Origin of the sequence: Microvirga ossetica (assembly GCF_002741015.1) — a bacterium.
In the GTDB taxonomy this organism is placed as follows: Bacteria; Pseudomonadota; Alphaproteobacteria; order Rhizobiales; family Beijerinckiaceae; genus Microvirga; species Microvirga ossetica.
Genome location: NZ_CP016617.1, coordinates 1,011,110 through 1,035,529, shown reverse-complemented (window position 1 = coordinate 1,035,529; position 24,420 = coordinate 1,011,110). Strand labels below are relative to the sequence as shown.

Below are 24,420 nucleotides of genomic sequence, written 5' to 3'. Positions count from 1 at the left end.
CTCCTCCCTCAGAAATGTGTTCGTGACACACCATCCACATGCCATCTGCCAGTGACCGCGCGCTTCCGCCGATTGAATTGCTCGAGCAGGAGCGGAGCATAGTGAACTGTCCAGCGATAAATGGTCGTGTGATCAACGGAGACACAGTGTTCCGCCATCATCTCCTTGAGATCGCGCAGGCTCAGGCTGTATGCCAGATACCACCGGACACACAGCAGGATCACCGAGCGATCAAAATGACGGCCTTTGAACATTGTGCACCTCCGGAATGTGTCGGAGGCGTAAGCCGAACCAAGTTACTGAACGGTTTGCAACAGATCCCCCATGAGACGTCAGAAGAAAATTGCTGAACTTAAAGCGCTGCTCGAAGCCTCCCGCGGAAAGCCCACCATTCTGAAGGATCGGACCCAAAAGTGGAGCCGGCTTTTGGGATCCAATCGATGCTTAGCTCCTCAGCTGACGCGTCACGCGGACAACCGGGTTCACTTTTCCGCATGACGCGCTAGAGGCGAAAGGTGGGGAGCGGAGCCACCGTTCCACCTGATGGAGTCGGAACGTAAAGATCAGCCCATTACAAGCTCGATATGGCGGCGGGCCTGTCGCAATGCCGAGATCAGCCGATTCTGTCCGCGAACGAGTTGTGTCTTGGCAAAGCCGAGCGTCGCCTCTCCGTGGTGGCCGAGTTCAGCTGCTACCGCGATCGAGGGCAGTGGCGGGATGGTCAGCGCTGGGTCGTGGCGGAAGCGGTTCACGCGGGTGAAGTTGATCGGCACGAGGATGCGCGCAAGGTCTTGTATGATCCTGTTGGCCACCTTCGGGTTGATGCTGCCGCTCTCGACACGCGAGTAGAATGTGTCCAAAGCGGTTGAAAGCTCTGCAACAGCCTCCTCAGACGGCGTGAGGTCACATCGGTTGCCGGCTTTTTCCTGGTAATCTGCAACCGTCTCGGCGAATTCGCGTGCGGTGGCGCGCCAATCGAAGGGGAGGACTTCAGCATTGGCGTTGCGCAGAACGGCGAGCAGGTACACTTTGATATCGCGCAGGAGGATGTCTCTATCTGCGATTTCGAGAGTGTCGTTCTCCGTATGCCATGCGATGTTGCCGCCGCAGCCGCCGACCGTGTAGTAACCCTTCTCCTCGCGCAGGACGTCCGGCATGGTTGACGACAGCATGAAATAGCTTGAGATGCCGATGTTGTTGAAGGAGTAGTCACCCGCGCGGTGCGGACGCTCGCCCTCGATCGGTTTGCCCGCAACCTCTTGAATGACGCTGGCGATGAACGCCTCGGTTTCGCTCATGCGGGACAGGTTGATGAACTCGGTCGCCCAGCGGCAGCCAGGGCTGTCACAGTTCACCTGCGCCACGGCATTTTCCTCAAGGTCGAGCGCGAAGTTGTCCGAGAACCAAGTCGAACCGGCATAGCGGCCGGTCGAATGACCTGGCCACCAGCAGATTCGCACGGATCGCTTCAGCTTATCCCTGTGCTGCCAAAGAACGCGGGCGATCTCCAGCAGCGTCGCATCACCGGTGGCGTTGTCTCCGACGCCGACATCCCAGCTGTCTAGGTGCCCGTGCAGGAAAACATATTTTCCTGGCTCCTGGCTCCCTCTGATGAAGACTTCCGGCAGCTTGGATGTGAACCAGCCTTCCTCCATCTCCGTGAAGATGGTGACGCGGCCGCCCCGGTCGGCAATTGCTGCAAGTTCTTCACCGTCCGTCTTGTTGACGGCAACAGCTGGAATCTTCGGCTTGCGCGGCAGGTCGTCAAGATCCGGCGTACCCCAGATGGTCGTGCAGATGCCCCAGTGGATGTCCACGCCGGGATTGATCCCGATCACGCCGATCGCGCCTATCTCCTCGAACTGAGAGACGAGGCCTGGACTCGCGAAGCCTTCAGAGATGACGATCTTGCCGCGAACGCGATCGGCCAACTCCTTAGTGGCCTCAACCTTCTGCTCGAACATGTCAGTGATCATCGCATTGTGTCGCGCGCCGATATAAACAAGTTGTCCCTCGAGGCCGCCCTGCGCATCGGTGCTATAGGCCGGCGGCTTTGCACGAAAAGTCTTTCCGTCCGCTTCGACGCGCGCGAGGCCCGGTAGGCTTAGGTACAGGCTCGGCTCATGGACGGTCACTTCGACGCCGTGCTTGCGCAGACGGGAAACCACCTCGTCCATGCCCCGGTTCACGTCAGTGGGATGCTCACGCTTGAAGGTGGAGAAGCTCTCGATCAGAGCCCACGGTTCGTCGAGCGAGACTGCTTCAAGAATGTCGTTTTCCAGCTTTTCCATTGGTGCGCTCTCCCTGTGTTTCAGTGATTAAAACGGCGTTTCACCAACCGTATAAACGCTAACAGAGGCAACAGGGGCGCGCAAGCACCCGTCCCAGAGAGCTGGGTCCACAGCACACATTCGTTTCGTAAAGGACAACCCGCTGCTTAAAGAAATGCAACGAACGTGAACGTAGACCCGTCCGCCGCTCCTGTTTCGCGCCCTTCCTACTCTCCGGTGCGGAGAGGCCGAACGCAGCGCGGGTGAGGGGGCGGTGGGCTATCCGCCGGAGAAACCTCTCACCCTTCGCACAGACTTTCAGGGCAGAGGGCACTTGGCAGAGGGAGTTCAGGCGATGAATTTCGCGGCTGCCCGTGCATCTCCCGCCTCGGTTCGACGAACGGACAGTTTGGACGATATCTCGCCGGCGGCTTCAAGTGCCGCCTGAATGTAGGTCTGGCGCCTTTCTTCGTCGAAGCGGACCATCGCGCCCGCCACCGATATCGCCGCGATGACATCTCCATTCGGACCCAGGATCGGAGCCGATACGGAGAACGCGCCCTCATCGAGATCGTTAAGTGCAATGTTATACCCATTGATGCGGATGCGTGCCAGGGTCTGGCTGAGTTTTTCCTGATCCGTGATCGTATAAGGTGTAAAGGCTTCCAAGGGGCTCGCGAGCACCGCATCCACGACACTATCGTCCGAGTAGGCAAGCAGGCAGAGGGATCCACCGCCGGCATGCAAGGGCCCGTAGCGCCCAGCCTGAGCGAACAGCCGGATCGAATGCCGGCCAGAGCGGGTCGCCAGCACCAGCGACCGAAGGCCTTCGCGGACGATCAAGTTGACATTCTCTGAGGTCCGATCCCGCAAGGCGTCCATGACCGGGGGCGCGGCGAAGAGGAGGCTCCCGTCTCGCCCGATCCGTTCGCCCAGCACGCCAACGCGATAGCCGAGGGAATAAACAGCCAGTTCAGGATCGCGATAGACGAAGCCGCGATCCTCCAGCGTCTGCAACAGCCGGAAGACGATCGACTTCGTCAGCCCAAGAGACTTGGAAAGCGTGGTCACTCCCTGCCCAGGTTTCTCGGCCAGCGCCTCCAGCACGAGCAGAGCCCTGTGAACGGCAGCGATCGTATAGTCCTTCGGGTCGGTCTTGCTCATCGGCTACGCTCCTCTGAAGGAAATATTGTTGTCTCATAGGCAGTTGCAATATTGGTAAATTGTGATCTACTCAATAAATAAGAAACGCTGTTTTACCTAATGAAACAAAGAGGGAATACAGTGATGCGGATTGCCTATGTCGTCCCGGGCCCGATGTCGAAGGGGCCAATGGGTCTTGCCGAGATGCGGCGGCGTGAGACGCTTTTGAATTCCTGGGCTTTTCCCGGAACCGAAGTGACGGTCGTCGACGTGCCGGACGGGCCCGCATCGATCGAGTCGGCTTATGAGGAAGCCCTCTGCGTTCCCGCAACCATCAATCTCATCATGAAATGCGAGCGCGACGGCTTCGATGCTGCTATCATCGGCTGCTTCGGCGATCCTGGCCTGGAAGCGGCGCGGGAGCTTACGACGATGCCGGTGGTCGGTCCCTGCGAAAGCTCGCTCCTCTTAGCGGCCGGCCTTGGCCATAAATTCTCGATCCTGACGATCTTTGACAGCATGGTCGCCGGTCAGGAATTCCTTGCCTACAAAGCGGGCGTTCGGGACAAGCTCGCCTCCGTGCGCGCGACAGGCATTCCGGTGCTCGACCTAATGAAACGTCCCGAACAGACCAAGGCGCGGCTCGTCGAGACCGCGGCACTGTGCGTGAAGCAGGATCGGGCGGACGCCTTCCTGTTCGGGTGCATGACCATGTCCTTCCTCGATCTTGCTGAGGAGATATCCGCGGCTGTCGGGGCTCCCGCCGTGAACGCCGGCAAGGCAGCGCTGAAGCACGCCGAAACACTGGTTTCCATGGGACTTTCCCACTCCAAGACAGCCTTCCCTATGCCGATGAAGATGCAGGCAGGACAGCCTTTCGAGGCACTGCGCGTGGCCTGAGCCGCCCGCCAACAAGAATGATGCGCAGACCGTCTTTCAGAGGAGAAGCTATATGAGGTTCATGTACAAAGCGGTCCTGTCGGCCGCATCCCTGGGAATACTCGCTGCATCGCCAGTGCTCGCGGGCGACGCGATCCGCCCGATCGAAGTCTTCACCCGACCGCAGGCCTCCCAGCCGCAGGAGTTTCAATCGGTCCAACTCATCGCCCAGGAATGGCGCAAGCTCGGCCTTAACGTGAACGTTCGCGTCCTGCCGTGGGAGCAGATGTCGGATGTGGTCTGGTACCAGCGTAAAAATTGGGACGCGACGGCCTGGCAGATGGTCGGCCGCCCGGAGCGCTCCGACCCGGACGAGATCATCTACAATCTCTTCCATTCCTCGACGGCTGAGAAGGGTTACAACTTCATCGGGTACATCAACCCGGAATACGATGCGGTCGCCCAGGCGCAACGCAATGAGATCGACCAGGCCAAGCGCAAGGAGCTAGCCTACAAGGCGCAGGAAATCCTGGCGCAAGACCAGCCGAACATGATGCTGGTGCATCCGAAGCAGACCTTCGCCTTCGACAAGAAGGTCTGGGATCCGGCTTCGGTGGTCAACCAGAGCGGCATCGGTATTCGCAACACCTGGACCTTCATGTCGCTCAAGCCGCTGGGCGAGAAGAAGGACATTGTCCTCAACTCCGGCGACAATGTGATTGCGATCAATCCGCTCTACATCTCCGGCGGCGTCGACAGCTGGGTGTTCGAGCTCGTCTACGACCGCCTGGTTCGCGTCGGCCCTGACGGCCTGCCGAAAGCCTGGGCGGCGGAAAGCTACGAGTGGAAGGGCGACAAGACGATCGTCGTGAAGCTGCGCCAGGGAATGAAGTGGCATGATGGCCGACCGGTGACGCCGGAAGATGTCAAGTTCTCGTTCGAGGCCGCGGTCAGTGGCGAAGCGCCCATGTACGCACCATTCGCTAGCAACATCGAGAAGATCGATATCGGCGACGGCTCGACCCTGACCTTCACCCTGAAGCAGCCCTCGGCCGCCTTCGTTACGTCAACCCTTGGCAAGATCAACCTCATTCCCAAACATGTCTGGGAACCCACTATCAATGATCTGAAGACCAAGGAGCAGAACGCCGAGAGTCATCAGGAGAAGAATCCGATCGGCTCAGGTCCATTCAAGTTCGAGCGCTGGCTCACCAACGAGGAGATCGTGTTGACGGCCAACAAGGAGCATTTCAATGCGCCGAAGGCCGACCGCTGGATCCTCCGCATCGTGCCGAACGTGGAAGCTGCCGTAGGCATGCTGCGCTCCGGTGAGATCAACTTCCTGGCCGACTTTGCGGGCGATCCACAGGTGCTTCTCAAGGCAGCAGAGCAGGACGGGGATCTCGAGGTCGTTTCCTCGGTGGAAATGGGCTTCCGCTATGTGGCGTTCAACAACCGCCGCCCGCCGTTCAACGATCCGGCTTTCCGCCGCGCGCTCTCCGCGGCGGTCGACCGCCAGCTCATCGTGAAGGCGGCGTTCCGCGGCTTCGCGGAGCCGTCGAACTCGATCGTCTCCCCGGCGCTCGGCTTCTGGCACAACGAGGCCGTCGTGAAGAACTTCAAGGCCGGCAACAAAATCGCAGCCAAGTTGCTGGAGGACGCCGGCTACACGCTCGAGGGCGGACGCCTGCACTATCCGGGCGACCAGAAGGAGACGCTCGCCAAGTAGTCTGGGTGGCGGTGCATCCTTGCAGGACGCACCGCCCTTGCCCCGGTTCTGGTCTGGTTTTGACTGGCGCATCGGGCGGAAAAGTAGCCTCCACTGTTCTCGTCTGATGCTCAAGGAATTGATGTGACCCCCCTTCGCGTCGAGAGAAGGACTTTTGTTCTATGTCCCATCTGAAGGCGGTGGCCAACCGGGCGCTTCAGTTTGCCCTGGTCCTGTGGGCGGTCGTAACGATCCTGTTCCTGATGTTCCGCCTGATGCCCGGCAATCCGATGGCCGCCTATATCGATCCCACTTTCACGGTCGAACAGCAGCAGGCGTTGATGGCGCAGTTCGGCCTCGATAAGCCTTTGTGGAAGCAATACATCATCTACCTTGGCAATCTTCTCCAGGGAGAGCTGGGGCAGAGCTTCCGGTATCGGGAGCCGGTTGCAGAGCGGATCATGGCGCTCCTGCCCAACACGCTGATCCTCACCTTTTCATCGCTCATCGTCGCCTACGCCTTCGGCATTCTGGCCGGCGCCTACCTCGCGTGGCGCCGGGGGAGCGCCGTCGAGAACGTCGCCATACCCTTGGTGCTGACGACGCGCGCCATGCCGGAGTTCTGGCTGGGCATGGTGCTGCTCGCCATCTTCTCCTTCTGGCTCGGATGGTTTCCGGCCGGCGGCACGAGGTCGGCCGGCGCCAGCTATGACAGCCTTTGGGCGCTCTACACCTCCGGTGAGTTCCTGAGATACCTGACGTTGCCCGCCTTGACGCTGGCAATCTACAGCCAGGGCCTGCCGCTCCTGCTGATGCGCTCGAACATGCTCGATGTCATGAAGGAGGACTTCGTGACCATGGCGCGCATCAAGGGTCTTTCCACCTGGACGGTGGTCGTTCGCCACGCAGCGCGCAACGCCCTGCTCCCCGTCATGACGTCCTTCGCCATCGCCGTGGGCTATCAGCTTCAAGGCAATGTGGTCGTGGAATCGGTGTTCTCATGGCCGGGGCTTGGACGCGAGCTCGTCAACGCGGTTTCTGCATCCGACTATCCGCTGGTTCAGGGCGCATTCCTGCTGATCGCGATCGTCGTGATCCTGATGAACCTGATCGCTGATCTTCTCTATGGCCTTCTCGATCCAAGGGTCAGCCATGCTTGACGTTGCGTTTCGAAATTCGAACCCTATTGCACGGCTGCTTCGCAGTCTCCAGCTTCCGCTCAATGAGCCTTTTGCGCTCTTCGGCCTCGCCGTCTACATCATTTTCGTGCTGACGGCGATCTTCGCCAATTATCTGGCGCCTTACGACCCAACGGAAATCCTCTATACGCCGAGCTACGATCTTGCGGCGGATCTGCGCCCGGGCCAGGACGGATTCATCCTGGGGACGACGAGCCTTGGCAGAGACGTCTTCTCCCAGATTGTGTACGGGACCCGCTCGGCGTTGTTGATCGGTCTCACCGCCGCCTTCATGGTGGCTCTGATCGGCTCCATCGTCGGGCTCGTCTCCGGCTATTTTGGAGGCTGGATCGATGCTCTCCTGATGCGGCTTGCCGACATTGCCTTCGGGATACCGTTTCTGCCCTTCGTGATCGTGCTGGCAGCCTTTCTCAAGCCGTCCATCTGGAACGTCGTGATCGCCATGGCTCTGGTCTTGTGGCGTGACACCGCGCGCGTCATCCGCAGTCAGGTATTGACCCTGCGATCGCGCGGTTATGTGGATGCGGCCCGTGTGGCCGGTTCCTCAGACTTGAAGATCATCCTGCGCCACATTGCTCCCAACATCCTGCCGCTCTCGTTCCTGTACGGATCGATCGCGATCGGCTGGGCAATCCTCACCGAAGCATCGATCTCGTTCCTCGGATTTGGCGATCCGGAATCGATCAGCTGGGGCTACATGCTACAGGATGCATTCGCGAGCCAGGCGCTCGCGAAGCAGGCGTACTACTGGTTCGTTCCGCCGGGCATCTGCATCATCCTGGTGGTCTCCGCCGGATTCTTCATCACGCGGGGCTATGAAAACATTCTGTTTCCAAAGTTGGGCCGATGACCGAGACCCTTCTCTCCGTCCGCGATCTCAAGGTCAGCTACAGCGTCGGCGGCGCCATTATCGATGCCGTCGACGGAGCAACGTTCGATGTGCCACGCGGCTCGATCGTCGGCCTCGTGGGCGAGTCCGGCTGCGGTAAGACCACTGTGGCGCGGGCACTGACTCGTGTGATGGCCGACAACGCCCGCATCACCGACGGCCAAATTCTTCTTGAGGGCACGGACATCGCAGCCATTCCCGAACGGCAGATGAACGCGCTGCGTTGGCGTGACATCGCGTTTATTCCGCAGAGCGCGATGAACTCACTCGATCCGGTCTACACCGTGGAATATCAGCTCAACGAGGTGCTGCGCCGGCGAGGCGGCATGAACGCGCGGCAGGCCCGCTTGCGCGCGGTAGAACTGTTCGACATGGTGGGCATCGAGAAGAGCCGCCTGCGCGACTATCCGCACCAGTTTTCCGGCGGCATGCGCCAGCGCGTGGCCATTGCCCTTGCCCTTGCGCTTAACCCCAAGCTTGTGATCGCAGACGAACCGGTGACCGCGCTCGACGTGATCGTCCAGCGTCAGATTCTAGACCAGTTGCGCGAACTCCAGACCATTCTCGGCATCTCGGTGATTTTGGTCACCCATGACATTTCGGTCGTTGCCTACATCTGCGACAGGACTGTGGTGATGTATGCCGGCCGCATCGCCGAGGCCGGTCCGATGGATGTGGTTCTCACCCGGCCGAGCCATCCTTATACCATGGGTCTGCGGAATGCCTTTCCGGACCTGGCGGGAGCGGCGAGTGGGACACTCACACCGATCGAGGGTGCGCCGCCCAACCTGCTCGCGCCTCCTCCCGGCTGCCGGTTCGCGCCGCGCTGCCCCTTCGCCCTGGACATCTGCACCAAGGCATCGCCGCCGCTGCGTGAAATCGAGCCCGAACATCGCGTTGCCTGCCATCGCGCGGACGAGGCATCGGTTCTGCGCGAGCTGGCGGCAAATACCGAAACGTGGCTGGCGCACGCATGAGGGCGGATACGGTGAACGCAAACGAACCACTTGTCTCGGTGAGGAATGCGCAGCTTCACTACGGCGTCGGCGGCGCGCTCCAGGCCTTGCGTGGGCGCTCGTCCGTCGTGAAGGCCGTCGACGGGGTGTCCTTCGAAATCAAGCGTGGCGAAAGCGTCGGCCTGCTCGGCGAGTCGGGCTGCGGCAAGACCTCCATGGGGCGTCTTCTGCTCAAGCTCGAGGAGGCGACGGGGGGTGAGATCGACTTTGCGGGCCAGCCGATTGCCGGCCTCAGGGGTGCTGCGCTGCGGCATTACCGTGCGAAGGCGCAGCTTATCTTCCAGAATCCCTTCGATGCGGTCAACCCACGCTTCACGATACGCGCCACGCTGTCGGAGCCGCTGGAGAACGCAAGGGTTCCCGTGCAGGAACGTGAGGGGCGGATCATCGATGCCCTCGAACTCGTGCGCCTCCCGCAGCCGCGGCAATTTCTCGACCGCAATCCGCACCAGCTCTCGGGCGGGCAGCTGCAGCGCGTCGTCATGGCGCGTGCGCTCATTCTCCAGCCGGAATTCGTCGTGGCGGACGAGCCGGTCTCCATGCTGGACGTTTCTGTGCGTGCCGGCGTGCTGAACGTGTTTCGCGACGTGCGTGATCGGCTGGGGCTCACCGCCATCTACATCAGCCATGATCTTACGCTCGTTCGCTATGTCTGCGAGCGCACGATCGTCATGTATCTCGGTCGCATCATGGAGGATGGTCCGACCGAGGACATCGTCCATGAGCCGTTGCATCCCTATACGAGAGCGTTGGTCGCTGCCGTGCCGGTTCCGCATCCGGACCAGAGCCACGATCCGTTGCCCATCGGCCGTGGCGCGCCGGACCCGCGCAATCCGCCCTCGGGCTGCGTTTTCCGCGACCGCTGCCCTTATGCGTTCGACCGCTGTGCCGTCGAGGTGCCTCAGTTGCGCCAGGCCGGCACGCGCAAAGTCGCCTGCCACCTCTTTTGAAGTCCCCCGCTGACAGGACCAGGAACCCACCGATGCGCGCCGCTTTCTATTCATGTACCGGGCCGGCAAGGGATGTTCTGGAGGTCGGCGAGCAGCCAACGCCCCAGCCCGCCGCAGGCGAGGTGCTCGTGCGCGTGCGCGCCTCCGGCATCAACCCGGCCGATGTAAAGCGGCGTGCCGGCTGGCGTGGCCTCACGATGGGCCACTCCCTCGTCATCCCCCACACGGATGGTGCCGGCGAGATCGTCGACGCCGGCCCTGGCGTCGATCGCTCCAGGATCGGACAACGCGTGTGGCTGTGGAACGCGCAGGGCGGCTACGGGACGGCTGGCCGCGCCTTCGGAACCGCAGCCGAATACGTCGCCATCCCCACCGGCCAGGCGGCACCGCTTAGCGACAGGCTGTCCTTCGAGGCTGGCGCCTGCCTCGGCGTACCGGCCATGACCGCCCATCGCGCAGTCTACGCGGACGGCCCGGTCGAGGGTCAGACGATCCTCGTCAACGGTGCCGCGGGCGCGGTCGGCCATTTTGCCGTTCAGCTGGCGACCGCGGGCGGCGCCACGGTGTTCGGGACCGTCGGCAACGATGCGGCGGCCGCGCATGCCAGGGCGGCAGGGGCAGCAGCGATCATCGACCGCAAGCGTGAAGATATCGTCGCTCGCGTGTTTGAGCTGACCGGTGGCCAGGGTGTCGACCGGATCGTCGAGGTCGATTTCGGGGCCAATCATGCGGTAGATGTCGCGATGCTGAGGGTGAACGGCACCATCGCCTCCTACTCCTCCAGCAGCAATCCCGAGCCCGTGTTTCCGTACTACGCTTTTGCCAACAAAGGCGCCAATCTGCGCGTCATCCAGGGTTTTTGCATTCCCGAGGAAGCGCGGCGGGCGGGCGAGGAATGCCTCGTACGGCTCGCCGCCGAGGGGCGACTGTCCGTGGCCGTCGCAGCGGCCTATCCGCTTTCCGACATCGTCACCGCTCATGAACATGTCGAACGAGGAAGCCTCGGGAACGTCGTCGTCGCCTTGGGACAAGACGCCTGAGAGAACTTACTGTGAAGGAACACCAATGCTTCAGTCCGCAAAGCGCGCTCACCCATACGAAGCCCCTCAGGCAACCAGTACGCCCCTCTGTGATCCGGTCACGCTGGAAATCATCCGCGGTGCCATCGCGGCGGCGCAGGCCGAGATGGAGGCCCTTCTGGAGCGAACGGCAATCTCTGCCTTCATCCGCGAGAAGAAGGACTTCTACACCGCTCTTTTCGATGAGAACGGCGTCATGGCCGTTGGTTCTATGGTGCCGATCTTCGGCGACATGACGAGCCCGGTCTTCGAGAGCTTCCCGCCGGAGACCATGAAGCCGGGCGACCTATTTTGGTATAACGACTGCTACGGCTCGCGAGGCGCGGTTTCCCACTCCAATGACCAGGTGCTGCTGGCTCCCGTTTTCAAGGATGGCAGGCGCTGCGCCTTCGTCATGAGCTGGGCCCATTTCGCAGATATCGGCGGGATCCGGCCAGGCTCCATCAGCCCGGACGCGACGGAGGTTTTTCAGGAAGGCATCATAATCCCCGTCACCAAGGTCGTCGATGAGGGCAAGGTGAACGAGGCCGCTCTCGCTATCTTCCACCGCAACTCGCGTTTCCCCGATCAGAGCAACGGCGACATGCGCGCGCTGATGGCGAGCGTCGAGTTGGGCGTCAAACGCGTCGGCGAGATCCTCGATCGCTTCGGACCGGACGTGGTCGCCGACGCTTTTGCGCAATTGCTGGCCCGCACGCGTCGCCTGGTGCGCACCCGGCTTGCAGAGACCTTCGACTACGGAACGCACCGCTTCACGGACGCCATTGACGCCGACGGTCATGGCAACGGTCCGTTCAAGATCCGCTTCGCGCTGACCCGGGAGAAGGGAAGGGACGGCGAGGACCGCTTCATCTTCGATGCCACGGAAACCGACGATCAGGCGCCCGGTCCGGTCAATTACCTGATGAATCCGGGCGTGCCCGGCATGGCGCTCGGTCTCTACTATCTGGGCGGAGATCCGGCCCAGGTCTGCAATGCCGGCGGACCGAACGCCATCGACGAGGTGAGGCTGCGCGAAGGCTCGCTGCTGGCACCGCGGTTTCCTGCCCCGCTGGGCATGCGCGGCCTCACCACCATGCGCGTTATCTCCGCCATCGGCGGCCTGGTCAATGTTGCCAAGAGCGGTGCTCCTGCGGCCAACTCGGCCTATGTCATTGGCATCATGCGTGGCCACTTCCGCAACGAGGCAGGTGAGTTGGAACGCTTCCTACTCGCTGACGGCATCGGTGTCGGCTATGGTGCGCGGCCGAACGCGGACGGCATCGATGCGGTCTATTTCGTGGCACAGGAGAACTATCCCGTCGAGTTCCTCGAGGTCGGCTATCCGGTGCGTCTGCGCACATACGGGATCGTCCGCGATTCAGGGGGCGCCGGCCGCTTCCGTGGTGGTTGCGGGATCGTCCGGGAATACGAAATCCTGGCGGAAGATGCCGTGCTGGCCATACGTATCGACAGCATCAAGAACCCACCCTGGGGGATCGACGGGGGCATGTCCGGCGGAACGGGCTGCGCCGTCATCAATCCCGGTACCAGCCGCGAACGCGTGCTGGCGCCTTTGTCCGACGGCAACCGCCTCGTGCGCGGAGACATCCTTCGCATCGAGACAGGCGGTGGCGGCGGCTATGGTCATCCCTTCGACCGACCGGCCGAGACAGTCCTTGAGGACGTGCTCGGCGGCTATGTGAGCCGCGAGGCGGCAGAGCGTCTTTACGGCGTCGTGATCGACGGCGGCGTGAACGAGGACGCCACCGCCAGAGCACGCGCGTCGCGCCCTTCCGTTCGCCGTTTCCATCGCCAGGAGTATGTCGATGTCCTCGCCTGAAACCTCTCTGTCGATCGCAGTCGACATCGGCGGCACCTTCACGGACATCTCGCTTCTCGATCGGGCCACCGGTCAGGTGTGGCGTGCCAAGACGCCGAGCGTGCCCGACGATCCCTCCGAAGCGTTCATGACCGGCATCAAACTGGCACTGGCCGATGCCGGTGCGCCCGCCACGGCGCTCGACCAGGTGCTGCACGGCACCACCGTGGCGACCAATATGATTCTCGAAGGCAAGGGCGCTCGGTCCGCCCTTGTCACCACTCGCGGCTTTCGCCATGTGCTGGCCATCGGCCGCCAGGACATCCCGCGTAAGGCCAATCTCTACACCTGGGTGAAGCCCAAGCGTCCGGTGCCGGCCTCACGCATCCTCGAGATCGACGAGCGTCTGGCAGCTGGCGGCAGCGTGCTACAGCCGCTCGACGAGGAAAGTGTGCTCAAGGCGGCCGAAGCCATCCGCCGGATGGACGTCGGGGCGGTCGGGATCTGTCTCATGCACGCCTTCGCGAACCCCGAGCATGAGCGTCGCACAGCCGAGATCCTGCGCAGCGAACTTCCGGGCATTGCGGTGACAGTGTCCACCGATGTGCTGCCGGTCGTCCGTGAGTATGAGCGCTCACTGACGACGGTGCTCAATGCCACCGTCATGCCCGGCGTGACGACCTATGTGGGCCGTCTCGAGCAGCGTCTGAACGAGGAGAAGGTGAGAGCACCCCTCCTGCTCATGAAGTCCAACGGTGGTGTGGCCGGAGCGGCAGCGGTCCGGAAAGCGCCTGCATTGACGGCCCTGTCGGGTCCGGCCGCCGGGGTGGTCGGCGCTCGTGCGATCGCTGCCGCCTGCGGCATCAAAGATATCATCACGGTCGATATCGGTGGAACCAGCGCCGACATATGTCTCATCAAGGACGGTAAGATCGGTTTGACTCAGCACGGGAGGGTTGGTGACTGGCCGCTGCCCTTGCCGATGGTCGACATGGTGACCATCGGTGCAGGCGGCGGCTCGATCGCGGCTGTCGAGAACGGGACGCTGACGGTCGGCCCGCGCAGTGCAGGTGCGCGACCGGGTCCCGCCGCTTATGGACATGGCGGACGCGAGGCGACCGTAACCGACGCCCATGTCGTGCTCGGCCATCTGCCGGCAAAACTCCTGGGCGGCCGAATGGGCCTCGACGCCAATGCGGCGCGGCGCGTGATTGAGGATCGTGTTGCGTTTCCGCTCGACCTTCCGCTCGAGGCCGCGGCGAGCGGTGTCCTGGCGATCGTCGACAATCACATGGTCGGCGCCGTCCGTGTGGTTTCCGTCGAGCGCGGGCACGATCCGCGTCATTTCACGCTTGTGCCCTTTGGCGGTGCCGGCCCTCTGCATGGCTGCGCGCTGGCCGATCTGCTCGGCATCTCAAGCGTCATGATCCCTCCTGCACCAGGCGTGCTGTGTGCCGATGGTCTGCTTGCCGCGGATCTCAAGTCGGAGTTCAGCCGCACGTTGCCCAAGGCTGGTCCGATCGAGGTCGAGACCGCTGAAACCATCTTCGTGGAACTGGAAGATCAGGCGGAGAGCTGGCTGGTGGAAGAGGGCGTCCCGAAGGAGAAGCGCCGCAAGACGCGTGTGGCACTCCTCCGCTACCATGGACAGGGAGGTGAGATCGCCGTTCCCTGGGCCAGGACGCGTGAGGAGGTGGAGGCTGCTTTCACGCAGGAGCATCGGTCCCTCTACGGCTTTGCCCTTGAAGCGCCGGTTGAGCTCGTCACGTTGCGGGTGGAAGCCACGGGCCTGACCGCTGCCAATCCGCAGGCAAAGCTGGCGGCTTGTGCGGTCATCGAACCCTATGGCCACACGCCGGTCCACTTCGAGGGCGGCAACCGCGATGTCCCGCTTGTCTACCGCGCTGCGCTCGGGGCGGGCGCGAGTTTCGTTGGGCCGGTCATCCTGACACAACTCGACACGACCACGCTGGTCCCGCCCGGCTGGAGCGGCAGCGTTCACGAAACCGGTGCAATCATCCTTACTCGTCGGGAGGGAGCCGCCCGATGAGCGCCATCGATTCCGATCTCCAGAAGGTATTCGATCATGTGGAGGACAATCGCGACGAGTTCATCGCACGCGTGATGGATTATGTTCGCCACCCCAGCATAAGCGCCCACAATGTCGGGATCGGGGAAGTGGCCGGCCTGCTCGTGGATGTGTTGAAGGGCCTCGGGATGGAGGCCGAGACCGTGCCGACCCGAAACCATCCAATGGTGCTCGGCCGGCGTCACGTGTCGCCGGAGAAGCCGACCGTACTCCTCTACGGCCACTACGATGTACAGCCGCCGGACCCGTTGGAGCTCTGGGAAAGCCCACCCTTCGAGCCGACCATCCGCAACGGACGTATCTACGCGCGCGGCATCGGCGACAACAAGGGACAGCATTTCGCGCAGCTTCTGGCGATCGAATCGCATCTGGCGGTTCATGGCGAGTTGCCATGCAACATTATCTTCCTGCTTGAAGGCGAGGAGGAAATAGGCAGTCCCCACATTGCCGAATTCGTGCGTGAGCATGCCGACATGCTCGAGGCCGATCTCGTGGTCACCTCCGACGGTCCGCTCCACGACTCCGGGCTCCCGGTCGTCACCTTCGGCGTGCGCGGCGTGGCAGGTTTTGAGCTCCGTGCCAGGACGGCGAGCCGTGACGTCCACTCCGGCAATTTTGGAGGCGTGGTGCCGAACGCCATCTGGAAGCTAGTGCATCTTCTCTCCACCATGAAAAACCCGGAAGGGGAAATCACGATTGAGGGCCTCGTAGACCCGGTCACCCCCGCCACAAATCTCGAGCGTGAGGCAATATCGAATCTCCCGTTGGACCTTGATGCCGTCAAGGCGGAGCTTGGGCTGGTCGAGCTGGACGCGCCCAAAGAGCGCGGCTATTATGACCGGCTGATGTTGCATCCGACGCTGACGGTCAACGGCTTTCATGGCGGCTATAGCGGTCCGGGCATGAAGACGGTGCTGCCCTGCGAAGCCTTCGTCAAATGCGACATCCGTCTCGTGGAGCCGCTGACGCCCGACTATGTCTTCGAGAAAGTGGCGGCTCATGTGAAGCGCTACGCACCCGATGTCGAGTTCATCCCGCTGAATGGAATGCTTCCCTCAAAGACACCGATGGACTCCCCCTATGCCGAGCCGATTCGCAGGGCGGTGGTCGCTGCACGAGGCGTGGAGCCCCTCCTATACCCGACCGTCGGCGGCAGTTTGCCGGACTATGTCTTCACCAAGATCCTCGGCCTGCCTGCCTTCGTCGTTCCCTATGCAAATGCCGACGAAGCCAACCACGCACCCAACGAGAATCTCAAGATTGAGTGCTTCATCGACGGCATCAAGACCGGTGCGGCACTGCTTGCAGAACTTGGCAAGATGAGGCGAGCAGGACCGCCAAGCCATCCCGTCGATCGAGCCCATTCATGATGGTCCGCAAATCGAGGCGGGTGATGTGATGGACGCTGGGGCATCGGACGGAAGAAGTCACTCCGGCCCGGCTTTGTTGCACAGATCGGCCGGTGAGCGCACTCAGCCCACCCTACGTCATTGTTTAAGTGATGCGGACGGACTTCGGGCGCCCAAGCTCTAGCATTCGGTTCAAGGCCTGAACTGCAATGGCGATTTCAGTGGCGCGGCGGTGTTCCGTCCGCGAGCGCAAGGCATTTCCAATCACTCGTTTAAGCCGACTTATGGATGCCTCCACCAGGGCTCGTCGCGTATACCCGGACCTCTTCTGCCAACCCATGGGTCCATGCTCCGCGATGCTTTGGAGATGCCGGTCGCGCTGAGTCGGAGTGCTCTCTGCCATCTCGCTCGGTACCGCTGTTGATCGTGGCGGGACGATCACGTCAGCCTCAGGATGGCGCTCGGCGACAGTGCTATAGATGCTCGCTTGATCGTAGGCTCCGTCACCGATGAAGGAGGCAAGTGGATCTGTGATGTGATTGAGCAACGGCTCAATCTGCGAGCCATCATCGACATCGCTGGTCGTCAGCTCTGTTGCAAGAATCTGCCCGGTCTCGGCGTCTAACCCGATGTGCAGCTTTCTCCAGGCTCTGCGCCTCCGGGTGCCGTGCTTCTCGATCAACCACTCGCCGGGTCCGCAGAGGCGGAGACCCGTGCTGTCGACCAGTAGGTGAATAGGTCCTCCGGAGTTTGAACATGGCCTTGCGCATCGATTCGAACTTGCCCGCAATAAAGCTTTCACTAGTCGGGAGAGCTCCCACACGACGATGATATCAAAAGGCTTTGAGAAAGTGCGTCCACCTCCAATTTCATCATCTCTCTGACCAGCATTTCAAACTCCGTAGCAAGAACGGGCCGTGCAGACTTGGCTGGAAAGACCAGTGCAATCTCATATGGGAGATTCGGCGTGAACTGCCGAACGACAATCTCCGTATTGCCATAATAGCTGACTGTAAATGGATCGAGAATGGCAATGCCGACGCCGCGGGAGACTAGGTCGCATGCGCTGGCGGCGAGTGTCGTCTCGAGGTTCTTGTCGCAAGTGACGCCAGCCTCGCTTAGGAGCGAATCCACCCTGATCCTCAGAGGACTGTTGCGGCCTAGTGCAATGAGCTTCTGCCCTTGCAGATCACCGATTTTGATAACTCGTTTCTTCTCTAGAGGGTGGCCCAACGGCAGAACGCAAACCGCCGGTACCGAGGGCAACGGCACCACATCGATTCCCGGGTAGTCTCCAGACAACTGTACAATGCCGAAGTCGAATTCGCGCGATGCAACGAGATCAAGGATGGCCCTAGATCCCTCTGTCTCATGAAAAACAGATATTCCAGGCTTGCGCTCGAGGAACGTCGTCAGGATATGGCCTATGAAACTCAGTGACAGGGCATTGAAGGTGGCTACTCTGAGCTTGAGTTTGGCCATTTTTGAGGGTGCTGGAGGATCAGACATGGATCCAGAAAGCGGGCTCTGAGGCGATGTACTCGACGGCTTGGTCGACCGGCATCGTCAGCCTGCCGAACGGACCAGGGTCCTTCCAGCGCTCGCCATTCCACCACAACACCTGAACCTTCTCGGGATCGTCGGTCGGACGCAGCCGTGCCACCGGCGCCCCGGTGCGTCGGCTCAGCAACGAGTAGCCGCGGCCTCGCTTCTCCACCACAACATCATGGGCCTGGCAGAGGGTTTCGAGCCCCTCCAGGATGCGATCGCGTTGTCCCATGAACAGGCCAGCTCCGCAGAAAGGCGTTGATCTGTCGGTCATCACGTCCGTCAGAGCGCGCCATGATACCTCCCGCACCCGCTCCTGTCCTCACCGGCTGGTTCGCACCCTTCGCGAGTGCCTTTACGGCGCCGACCTTGCGGGGCGTGCTCATCCTGATGACCGGCGCCATCCTGGCTCCCGGCCGGCGGACCGTCACGTCCGCCTTGAGCATCCTGGGCCTGCGCGAGATTGCCACCTTTACAACCTTCCATCGCGTGCTCAACCGCAACCGCTGGGCGCCGCGCGATCTCGCCCGTCGGCTGCTGCATCAGCTCATCACCACCTTCGTGCCCGAAGGACCCGTGGTGATCGCCATCGACGAGACCATCGAGCGGCGCTGGGGTGCCCGGATCCGGGCGCGTGGCATCTATCGCGATCCGGTCCGCTCTTCCCATGGTCATTTCGTCAAGACGTCGGGCCTGCGCTGGATCAGCCTCATGCTCCTGGCGCCGATCCCCTGGGCTGGCCGCGTGTGGGCACTGCCGTTCCTCACCATCCTGGCGCCCTCGGAACGCTATGCCCACGAGAGGCGGCATCGGCACAAGCTGTTGACGGACTGGGCGCGCCAGCTGCTGCTCCAGGTCGCCCGTTGGCTGCCTGAGCGACAGGTCATCGTTGTGGCTGATATGAGTTATGCGGCCATCGAGTTGCTCGAAGCGGTGCGGCGGCACCTGACGGTGATCACCCGCTTGCGGCTCGATGCGCGCCTATTCGATCCGCCCCCGGTGCGCCCGCCCGGCCAGAAGGGACGGCCGCGGGTCTCGGGCCCTCGCCAGCCCACCCTGGCGCAGCGACTGAGCGATCCGACCACGCGCTGGCGGCGGATCACTGTCCCACACTGGTACGGAGGACAGGATCGACGGCTGGCGATCGCCTCCGGCACGGCGCTCTGGTACCACCCGGGCAAGAGTGTGCCGATCCGCTGGGTGCTGGTGCGGGATGAAGCGGGCGCGTTCGAGCCGCGGGCTCTCCTGTGCACGGATCTGACGGCGAATCCGGTGGATGTGCTGCGGTGGTTTGTGCGGCGCTGGTCGGTCGAGGTGACGTTCGCGGAAGTGCGCCGCCATCTCGGAGTGGAAACGCAGCGCCAGTGGTCGGACAGAGCGATTGCCCGCACCACGCCTGCGTTGCTCGGCCTGTTCTCGTTGGTGACGGTGTGGTCCAATGAGGCTCTCAAGGATGGCTGGAAGCCACGGCAGGCCGCCTGGTATGCGAAATCGCGCCTGACCTTCAGCGATGCTCTGGCGGTTGTACGGGCCAAACTGTGGAGCACCAGTTTTGAAACGTCTCGACAGGACCGGGACCAGGTAAAAATCCCACGGGCTCTGCTCAATCGCCTTACCGAGGCTGCATGCTTCCCCACCTGAAAGGGCCAAACTCCAGCTGAGTTCCCCAGTTCTATGAGCGCGAATATCGGCCGCCGCCTTCGAAATCCGATCCAGTCCCAAGTAAAAACGCGAGACTTCTCTGTAGAGCAGTGCGGCCTCGGGCCGTGCAGACACACGATTGCCTTCCCGATCGAATAGTCTGATCGAGATCTTCTCTTCGAAATCGCGAATCAAGCGGCTGATGGCAGGTTGCGATATTCGCAACAGTTGGGACGCCCCGCTCATACTGCCCGCCAGCATGACAGCTCGGAACGCTTCAATCTGGCGGGGATTTAAGCTAACCGAGATACTCCCTGAGTATAACATTAGGTACTAGCATAATGCGAAAAAACACAATTGTCTTATGCTTTGGACAGGGGGATCATCATTCTCAATATGATCACCTGCGAAATGAGAGCAATTTGAATGGTGTTGTCACGTTAACCAGCATCGGACGCATTGAGACAAATTCGGCCGCATGGCAGCTTCAAGCGGCGACATTCGCCGCGACTTTCCACTCTGCCATGGCGTTGAGGCGGTGAAGGTGGGTCGCACGGGCAGAGCGGCGCGAGCGGGGTGGAACGAAAAGGTTGCGGACGGCAGAGAACACGTTGACGAACCTCTGCAGCCCTCCGGCAGACCGAAAGCCCTGCCTCGCCCGTTCTCGCCGGCGGAACGGAAGATGCGAATTCTCCGCTCTGTTATTTAGCCCTTTGTGCGAGCGGTGCTCGACTTCTGGCATGATCTGACGGTGGGCGGCAGCATAAGAGCCGAGCTTGTCGGTGATCATCCGCCGGGGTGGGCAGCCCTGCTTCTTCAACAGACGCTTCAGCAAACGCTTGGCGGCCTGGGTGTTGCGGCGCGTCTGTACGACTTCATCAAGGACGTATCCGTCTTGGTCAACAGCCCGCCACAGCCAGTGTTTCTGACCAGAGATGGTGACCACGACCTCATCCAAGTGCCAAACGTCGCGGCGGCTTGGCGGCTTGCGCCTGAGACGGCGAGCGTACGCCGGCCCGAACTTCAGCGCCCACCGGCGGACCGTCTCATAGGACACGACGATGCCGCGCTCGAGCAGCATTTCCTCGACCAGCCGCAGGCTCAGAGGGAACCGAAAGTACAACCAGACCGCATGGGCGATGATCTGAGGCGGAAAGCGGTGGCGTTTGTAGCTAATGGGCTTGCTCATGCCGGATCATCTACACCGCTCGATCTCATGTCCGGGCTAACATGACAACACCCCGACAAGCTGCCTTCCTACGGAGCAGCCAGACGCCAAGTCATGCCAAGTGTTGAGCACCGGTCCCACAAAGGCTTGAACAACAGGTCTGAGAATTCGCATCTCCCGCTGAGGAAGCGGGAGAGAATGATGCAGGGCTTTCGGTCTGTCGGAGGCCTGCAGCGGTTCACCTCGGTCTTTTCTGCTGTCAGGAACTTGTTCGTTCCGCTTCGCCCATACCAGTCTGCCCTCGCCACCCACCTTCACCGTCTACAAGCCATGGCGGCATGGAAAGCCGCGGCTGGCGTGCTCGCCTGAATTCAACAAAGCAGGGCTTATCGCGGTCGCCTCAGTTTACCGTGACATCACCCTTGTTGTACAACACGGGGATTGCTGGCAGGCGAAAGAAATAGCCTCGGACCCTCGGTAGCTTGGTCAGGCGGTCTTCAGATTGACAGCGGACTCTTTGCCGGAGCGGCGGTCCGCCTCGACCTCATAGGAGATCTTCTGGCCTTCCGCGAGACCACGCAGGCCGGAACGCTCGACCGCACTGATGTGCACGAACACGTCCTTGCCTCCGTTATCCGGCTGGATGAAGCCGTAGCCCTTCTGCTCGTTGAACCACTTCACCGTTCCTGTCGCCACGAAACTCTTCCCTCTGTCGAAACCCACTCAGGTAGCGAAGATCCTAACCGCAGAATGCGGGGAGTGTCGAGCGCGGTGTGTCTATCGTCAGGGAGAGCGGAGTCCACTCGGAACCGCATCCTTGCCGGTGTCCGCACTCGCAGGGTGTGGTGGAGCAGCCTATGACCGGGCAGCCTTGGCGTAGGTCGTCACGAATTCTGCCGTGAGAGCACGTTGCATGTCATCCGTCAGAGGTCTGGGATTGGCTCTGTCCCACGCCCGCTGACCCCGTTGGATGAACCGCTTGCGCTTGCTCTTGATGTCCTGCGGAAGATGCGTTGCCAAAGGTTCAAAGTCGCGACGCAGCTGAGCCTCTGTTCTCTTGCGGTAGGGAAGGGCAGCCTCCGCAGCGAGGGCTGCGGCGATGTCGTCCGGGGTCGGGTCGGGATGGCGGCTCTGCGCATCCTCCCCGATCTGACGGAACGCTCTTTGCTGGGCTGCAGAGTGCTCTTTCAACCCGGGGGCATGGTCGAGCAGATAGGCCTCGCGAGCCTCATCCCAATCTTCTTCTTGCCAACCGTTGGCGAGAGGAGCCCGTTTGCCTGGATGGATCAGCATCGATGATGGTCCCTACGTCTTGCCGTGGATGTCTGAATCACGGATCTCAGCCTCGCCAAGCCACTGCCGGGCCTCCATCCGATGATGGTGTTGTGCCCGTACTACGGAGCTTCGTCTTCGAGAGCAAAGCCGGCTTTGAGCACGACCTGATAGTGCCGGACCTCGCCGTCCTCGATGTGGCCGCGGGTCTGGACGACCTCGAACCAGTGCAGATGTCTCAACGTCTGACCGGCTCGCTTGATCGCGGTCTGGATGGCATCCTCAATGCTGGTTTCAGACGAACCAACCAGTTCCACCACCTTGTAGACATGATCCGACATCGCGTGCCCCTGCTTATCAACCCGCGGGCATATAGCGCGTAACGCAGTGTCTGCGAGTATTTTGGACGCGTCTTCCCGGGCCACATCCCAACAAGGCAGAACCTGCTCACAGGCCGTCGAGGCGTTCCAGTGCCCTCACCATACCGTCAGCGCAGGTCAGGTTTGTGCAATGGCAGCCTTCCCAGATTAGTAAGCTCATCTAATAATAAGGCATGCTTACTAATTATTCTGAAGGAACCATCGGCCTTCTCCTGGTCGACGCCGCACGGCTTCTGCGCCTCCGGATCGATCGGGCCCTTGAGGGTGCCGGTCTGGGCCTGACGGCTGGCGAAGCGCGCACCTTGGCCTATGTGAGCCTCTACCCAGCCTCACGCCAGACAGCACTCGCGGCTCAGATGAATGTCGAGCCCATGACGCTCGTCTCCTTCCTCGACAAACTGGAAAGTCGGGGCCTTGTCGTGCGGGAGCCCGATCCAACGGATCGGCGCGCCAAGATCGTTCAGCTTGCCCCTGACGCACAACCGACCCTCGAGCAGGTTCTTGGGATCACGAGGAAAGTCCAGGAAGGGGCTCTGCGGGACTTCGATCCCAACGAGGCTGGGATGCTCCGAACCCTGCTGAAGCGGATGCGTGCGAACATTGCTGGCACCGAGCCGGGAAGGGGGCCGGAATGAAGCCCCTCATGTCCGAGACGCGCACCGCCGTGACCGGGGCCCTCATCGTGGCCCTCGGTTCCGTCAGCATGGCGCTTTACACACCGGCGATGCCCACGCTTGTCGAGGTGCTGCAGACCACGCCGGCGGCGATCAAGATGTCCTTGTCGGTCTATCTGTTTGGCTTCGCCTTTGCCCAGCTTGTCTGTGGGCCGCTCTCTGACGCCTTTGGTCGGCGGCCAGTCGCCCTCGGATTTTTCTCCATCTATGTCGTGGGCAGTGTCATCGCCGTCGTTTCGCCCTCCATCACCTGGCTCCTGATAGGACGAGCGCTCCAGGGCATTGGTGTCGCCGCAGGGGTCGCGATCTCGCGAGCGATCGTGCGCGACCAGTTCACCGGTCAGAGCTCGGCGCGCATCATGAACCTCATTGGCTTGATGCTCGCCGTGGGACCAGCGGTCTCGCCGACCATCGGTGGCGTGCTCCTGAGCACGCTGGGCTGGCATTCGATCTTTCTCGTCATGGTCGTCTACGGCATCGTCGCCCTCCTAGTGATGGGCTTCTGGTGTGTCGAGACCAATGTCGCACCTAATCCGGCACAGGCCTATCCGGGTCAGATCCTGCGGAATTATGCGATGCTCCTCAGGGACAGAGGCTTCATGCGGGGGAGTCTCGTCTTGGGATGCGCTGTCGGCGCGTTCTATACCATGGCTGTCATTCTTCCTTTCGTCCTGATGGAGAAGATTGGTCTGACACCAACCCAGTTCGGTCTTATGATGCTGGCGCAGACAGGCTCCTATGCCCTGGGGGCGGCGGTCACGGGTCGGCTGCTGCGTCGGATCGAGGTCATGCGCCTGGTCCCGATCGGGCTGATGCTGATTGCTGTTTCAGCCATGGGGTTTGGCATCGGCCTGCGTCTTCTGCCGCTCTCCTTGTATACGGCGATGGGGCCTGTGGTGATCTGGGCCTTCGGCGCCGCACTTGTGATCCCAGGTGCGACCACGGCAGCCCTGGCGGGCTTTCCGAAGGTTGCCGGTGCGGCCTCGGCTCTCGCCGGCTTTCTGCAGATTGGCGTTGGGCTTGCTGGAACTGCGGTTGCGGCCTTGCTGTTCAGCGATCCCCTGACGGCGCTTGCGACCGTGATGCCCAGCATGGCTCTGCTCGCGATGCTGGCGCATTTTGCTCTCCCGCCGAAGCGCGAAAGTCGTTCGTTCGCGGTTGCGCCAGAAGAGCTGGAAACAGCGGTCGATCCCGCGGGAGCGTTAGGCGCTGGCGGCGAGGAGATCGATAGAGTGGTGCACCCGAGACAGACGGTGGTGAAAGCTTCTGACGAATAATTCCCGCTCTTGATTATCTGGCCGTCTCTGCCACTTGAGCGGCACTTGTCGCCGACTACTATACTCGCAGTTGCCGTGGATAGGGCAT

22 protein-coding genes and 3 pseudogenes are annotated in these 24,420 nt (G+C 61.7%); 14 read left to right on the top strand and 11 right to left on the bottom strand.

The window, feature by feature from the left end:
• Window positions 1-32: 32 nt before the first annotated feature.
• The 3 genes and pseudogenes from BB934_RS32945 to BB934_RS32935 form a co-directional block, all read right to left on the bottom strand.
• Window positions 33-254 (bottom strand): annotated as a pseudogene (locus BB934_RS32945) (IS6 family transposase); the annotation flags it as partial.
• Between the two features lie 309 nt (window positions 255-563).
• Window positions 564-2,291 carry a M28 family peptidase gene (locus BB934_RS32940; RefSeq protein WP_099514037.1) on the bottom strand — a complete coding sequence of 576 codons (1,728 nt, stop codon included), beginning with the start codon at window positions 2,289-2,291 and terminating at the stop codon, window positions 564-566.
• Window positions 2,292-2,618: 327 nt separating this feature from the next.
• Entirely contained in the window at window positions 2,619-3,434 is an 816-nt protein-coding gene (locus tag BB934_RS32935) for an IclR family transcriptional regulator (protein WP_099514036.1), read from the bottom strand.
• Window positions 3,435-3,557: 123 nt separating this feature from the next.
• Here BB934_RS32935 and BB934_RS32930 point away from each other — a divergent pair, with 123 nt between their 5' ends.
• From BB934_RS32930 to BB934_RS32885, 10 genes are all read left to right on the top strand, one after another.
• Window positions 3,558-4,313, top strand: coding sequence for an aspartate/glutamate racemase family protein (locus BB934_RS32930; protein WP_099514035.1), 756 nt, complete (start codon window positions 3,558-3,560; stop codon window positions 4,311-4,313).
• Window positions 4,314-4,365: 52 nt separating this feature from the next.
• Window positions 4,366-6,021 carry an ABC transporter substrate-binding protein gene (locus BB934_RS32925; RefSeq protein ID WP_237050421.1) on the top strand — a complete coding sequence of 552 codons (1,656 nt, stop codon included), beginning with the start codon at window positions 4,366-4,368 and terminating at the stop codon, window positions 6,019-6,021.
• A gap of 161 nt (window positions 6,022-6,182) precedes the next feature.
• Complete coding sequence (locus BB934_RS32920) at window positions 6,183-7,160, top strand: ABC transporter permease (protein WP_099514034.1); 978 nt, start codon at window positions 6,183-6,185, stop codon at window positions 7,158-7,160.
• Window positions 7,153-8,049, top strand: coding sequence for an ABC transporter permease (locus BB934_RS32915; protein ID WP_237050420.1), 897 nt, complete (start codon window positions 7,153-7,155; stop codon window positions 8,047-8,049). The genes BB934_RS32920 and BB934_RS32915 overlap by 8 nt, the downstream gene beginning before the upstream one ends.
• A complete protein-coding gene (locus BB934_RS32910; RefSeq protein WP_099514032.1) occupies window positions 8,046-9,065 on the top strand; it encodes an ABC transporter ATP-binding protein in 1,020 nt (339 codons plus the stop codon). The genes BB934_RS32915 and BB934_RS32910 overlap by 4 nt, the downstream gene beginning before the upstream one ends.
• Before the next feature lie 11 nt (window positions 9,066-9,076).
• Window positions 9,077-10,054: an ABC transporter ATP-binding protein gene (locus tag BB934_RS32905; protein ID WP_237050419.1), complete on the top strand. Its 978-nt coding sequence runs from the start codon at window positions 9,077-9,079 to the stop codon at window positions 10,052-10,054.
• A 32-nt stretch (window positions 10,055-10,086) separates the two neighbouring features.
• Entirely contained in the window at window positions 10,087-11,094 is a 1,008-nt protein-coding gene (locus BB934_RS32900) for an NADPH:quinone reductase (protein WP_099514030.1), read from the top strand.
• A gap of 25 nt (window positions 11,095-11,119) precedes the next feature.
• Entirely contained in the window at window positions 11,120-12,955 is a 1,836-nt protein-coding gene (locus BB934_RS32895) for a hydantoinase B/oxoprolinase family protein (RefSeq protein ID WP_099514029.1), read from the top strand.
• Window positions 12,942-14,984 carry a hydantoinase/oxoprolinase family protein gene (locus BB934_RS32890; protein ID WP_237050418.1) on the top strand — a complete coding sequence of 681 codons (2,043 nt, stop codon included), beginning with the start codon at window positions 12,942-12,944 and terminating at the stop codon, window positions 14,982-14,984. Before BB934_RS32895 ends, BB934_RS32890 begins: the two co-directional genes overlap by 14 nt.
• Entirely contained in the window at window positions 14,981-16,393 is a 1,413-nt protein-coding gene (locus BB934_RS32885; RefSeq protein WP_099514027.1) for a M20/M25/M40 family metallo-hydrolase, read from the top strand. Before BB934_RS32890 ends, BB934_RS32885 begins: the two co-directional genes overlap by 4 nt.
• 124 nt (window positions 16,394-16,517) lie before the next feature.
• On the opposite strand, the gene BB934_RS32880 is transcribed toward BB934_RS32885, so the two are convergent.
• From BB934_RS32880 to BB934_RS32870, 3 genes are read right to left on the bottom strand one after another with little or no spacing between them, the layout of a single operon-like run.
• Window positions 16,518-17,174, bottom strand: coding sequence for an IS5 family transposase (locus BB934_RS32880; protein WP_237050532.1), 657 nt, complete (start codon window positions 17,172-17,174; stop codon window positions 16,518-16,520).
• A complete protein-coding gene (locus BB934_RS32875) occupies window positions 17,174-17,854 on the bottom strand; it encodes a LysR substrate-binding domain-containing protein (protein WP_157934464.1) in 681 nt (226 codons plus the stop codon). The genes BB934_RS32880 and BB934_RS32875 overlap by 1 nt, the downstream gene beginning before the upstream one ends.
• 19 nt (window positions 17,855-17,873) lie before the next feature.
• Complete coding sequence (locus tag BB934_RS32870) at window positions 17,874-18,152, bottom strand: hypothetical protein (RefSeq protein ID WP_157934446.1); 279 nt, start codon at window positions 18,150-18,152, stop codon at window positions 17,874-17,876.
• A gap of 62 nt (window positions 18,153-18,214) precedes the next feature.
• Between BB934_RS32870 and BB934_RS32865 the strand changes: the two genes are divergently transcribed.
• Entirely contained in the window at window positions 18,215-19,561 is a 1,347-nt protein-coding gene (locus tag BB934_RS32865; RefSeq protein WP_099513884.1) for an IS701 family transposase, read from the top strand.
• A 141-nt stretch (window positions 19,562-19,702) separates the two neighbouring features.
• Here the strand turns inward: BB934_RS32865 and BB934_RS51155 are convergent.
• Window positions 19,703-19,888 (bottom strand): annotated as a pseudogene (locus tag BB934_RS51155) (LysR family transcriptional regulator); the annotation flags it as partial.
• A gap of 160 nt (window positions 19,889-20,048) precedes the next feature.
• Window positions 20,049-20,750, bottom strand: coding sequence for an IS6 family transposase (locus BB934_RS32855; protein WP_099514025.1), 702 nt, complete (start codon window positions 20,748-20,750; stop codon window positions 20,049-20,051).
• A 54-nt stretch (window positions 20,751-20,804) separates the two neighbouring features.
• Between BB934_RS32855 and BB934_RS32850 the strand changes: the two are divergent.
• Window positions 20,805-21,098 (top strand): annotated as a pseudogene (locus BB934_RS32850) (DDE-type integrase/transposase/recombinase); the annotation flags it as partial.
• Window positions 21,099-21,215: 117 nt separating this feature from the next.
• On the opposite strand, the gene BB934_RS32845 reads toward BB934_RS32850, so the two are convergent.
• The 3 genes from BB934_RS32845 to BB934_RS32835 all read right to left on the bottom strand — a co-directional run bounded on the left by BB934_RS32845 (window position 21,216) and on the right by BB934_RS32835 (window position 22,342).
• Window positions 21,216-21,425, bottom strand: a complete 210-nt coding sequence (locus BB934_RS32845; protein WP_099514024.1) for a cold-shock protein — start codon at window positions 21,423-21,425, stop codon at window positions 21,216-21,218.
• Between the two features lie 159 nt (window positions 21,426-21,584).
• Complete coding sequence (locus tag BB934_RS32840; protein WP_099514023.1) at window positions 21,585-22,022, bottom strand: hypothetical protein; 438 nt, start codon at window positions 22,020-22,022, stop codon at window positions 21,585-21,587.
• Between the two features lie 101 nt (window positions 22,023-22,123).
• The gene (locus BB934_RS32835) at window positions 22,124-22,342 is read right to left on the bottom strand and encodes a dodecin (RefSeq protein ID WP_099514022.1); all 219 of its coding nucleotides are present in this window, start codon (window positions 22,340-22,342) and stop codon (window positions 22,124-22,126) included.
• Window positions 22,343-22,554: 212 nt separating this feature from the next.
• On the opposite strand from BB934_RS32835, the gene BB934_RS32830 reads away from it, so the two are divergent.
• Window positions 22,555-23,016: a MarR family winged helix-turn-helix transcriptional regulator gene (locus BB934_RS32830; RefSeq protein ID WP_099514021.1), complete on the top strand. Its 462-nt coding sequence runs from the start codon at window positions 22,555-22,557 to the stop codon at window positions 23,014-23,016.
• On the top strand, window positions 23,013-24,332 hold the full coding sequence (locus BB934_RS32825) for a multidrug effflux MFS transporter (RefSeq protein ID WP_099514020.1): 1,320 nt from the start codon (window positions 23,013-23,015) through the stop codon (window positions 24,330-24,332). Before BB934_RS32830 ends, BB934_RS32825 begins: the two co-directional genes overlap by 4 nt.
• Window positions 24,333-24,420 lie beyond the last annotated feature (88 nt).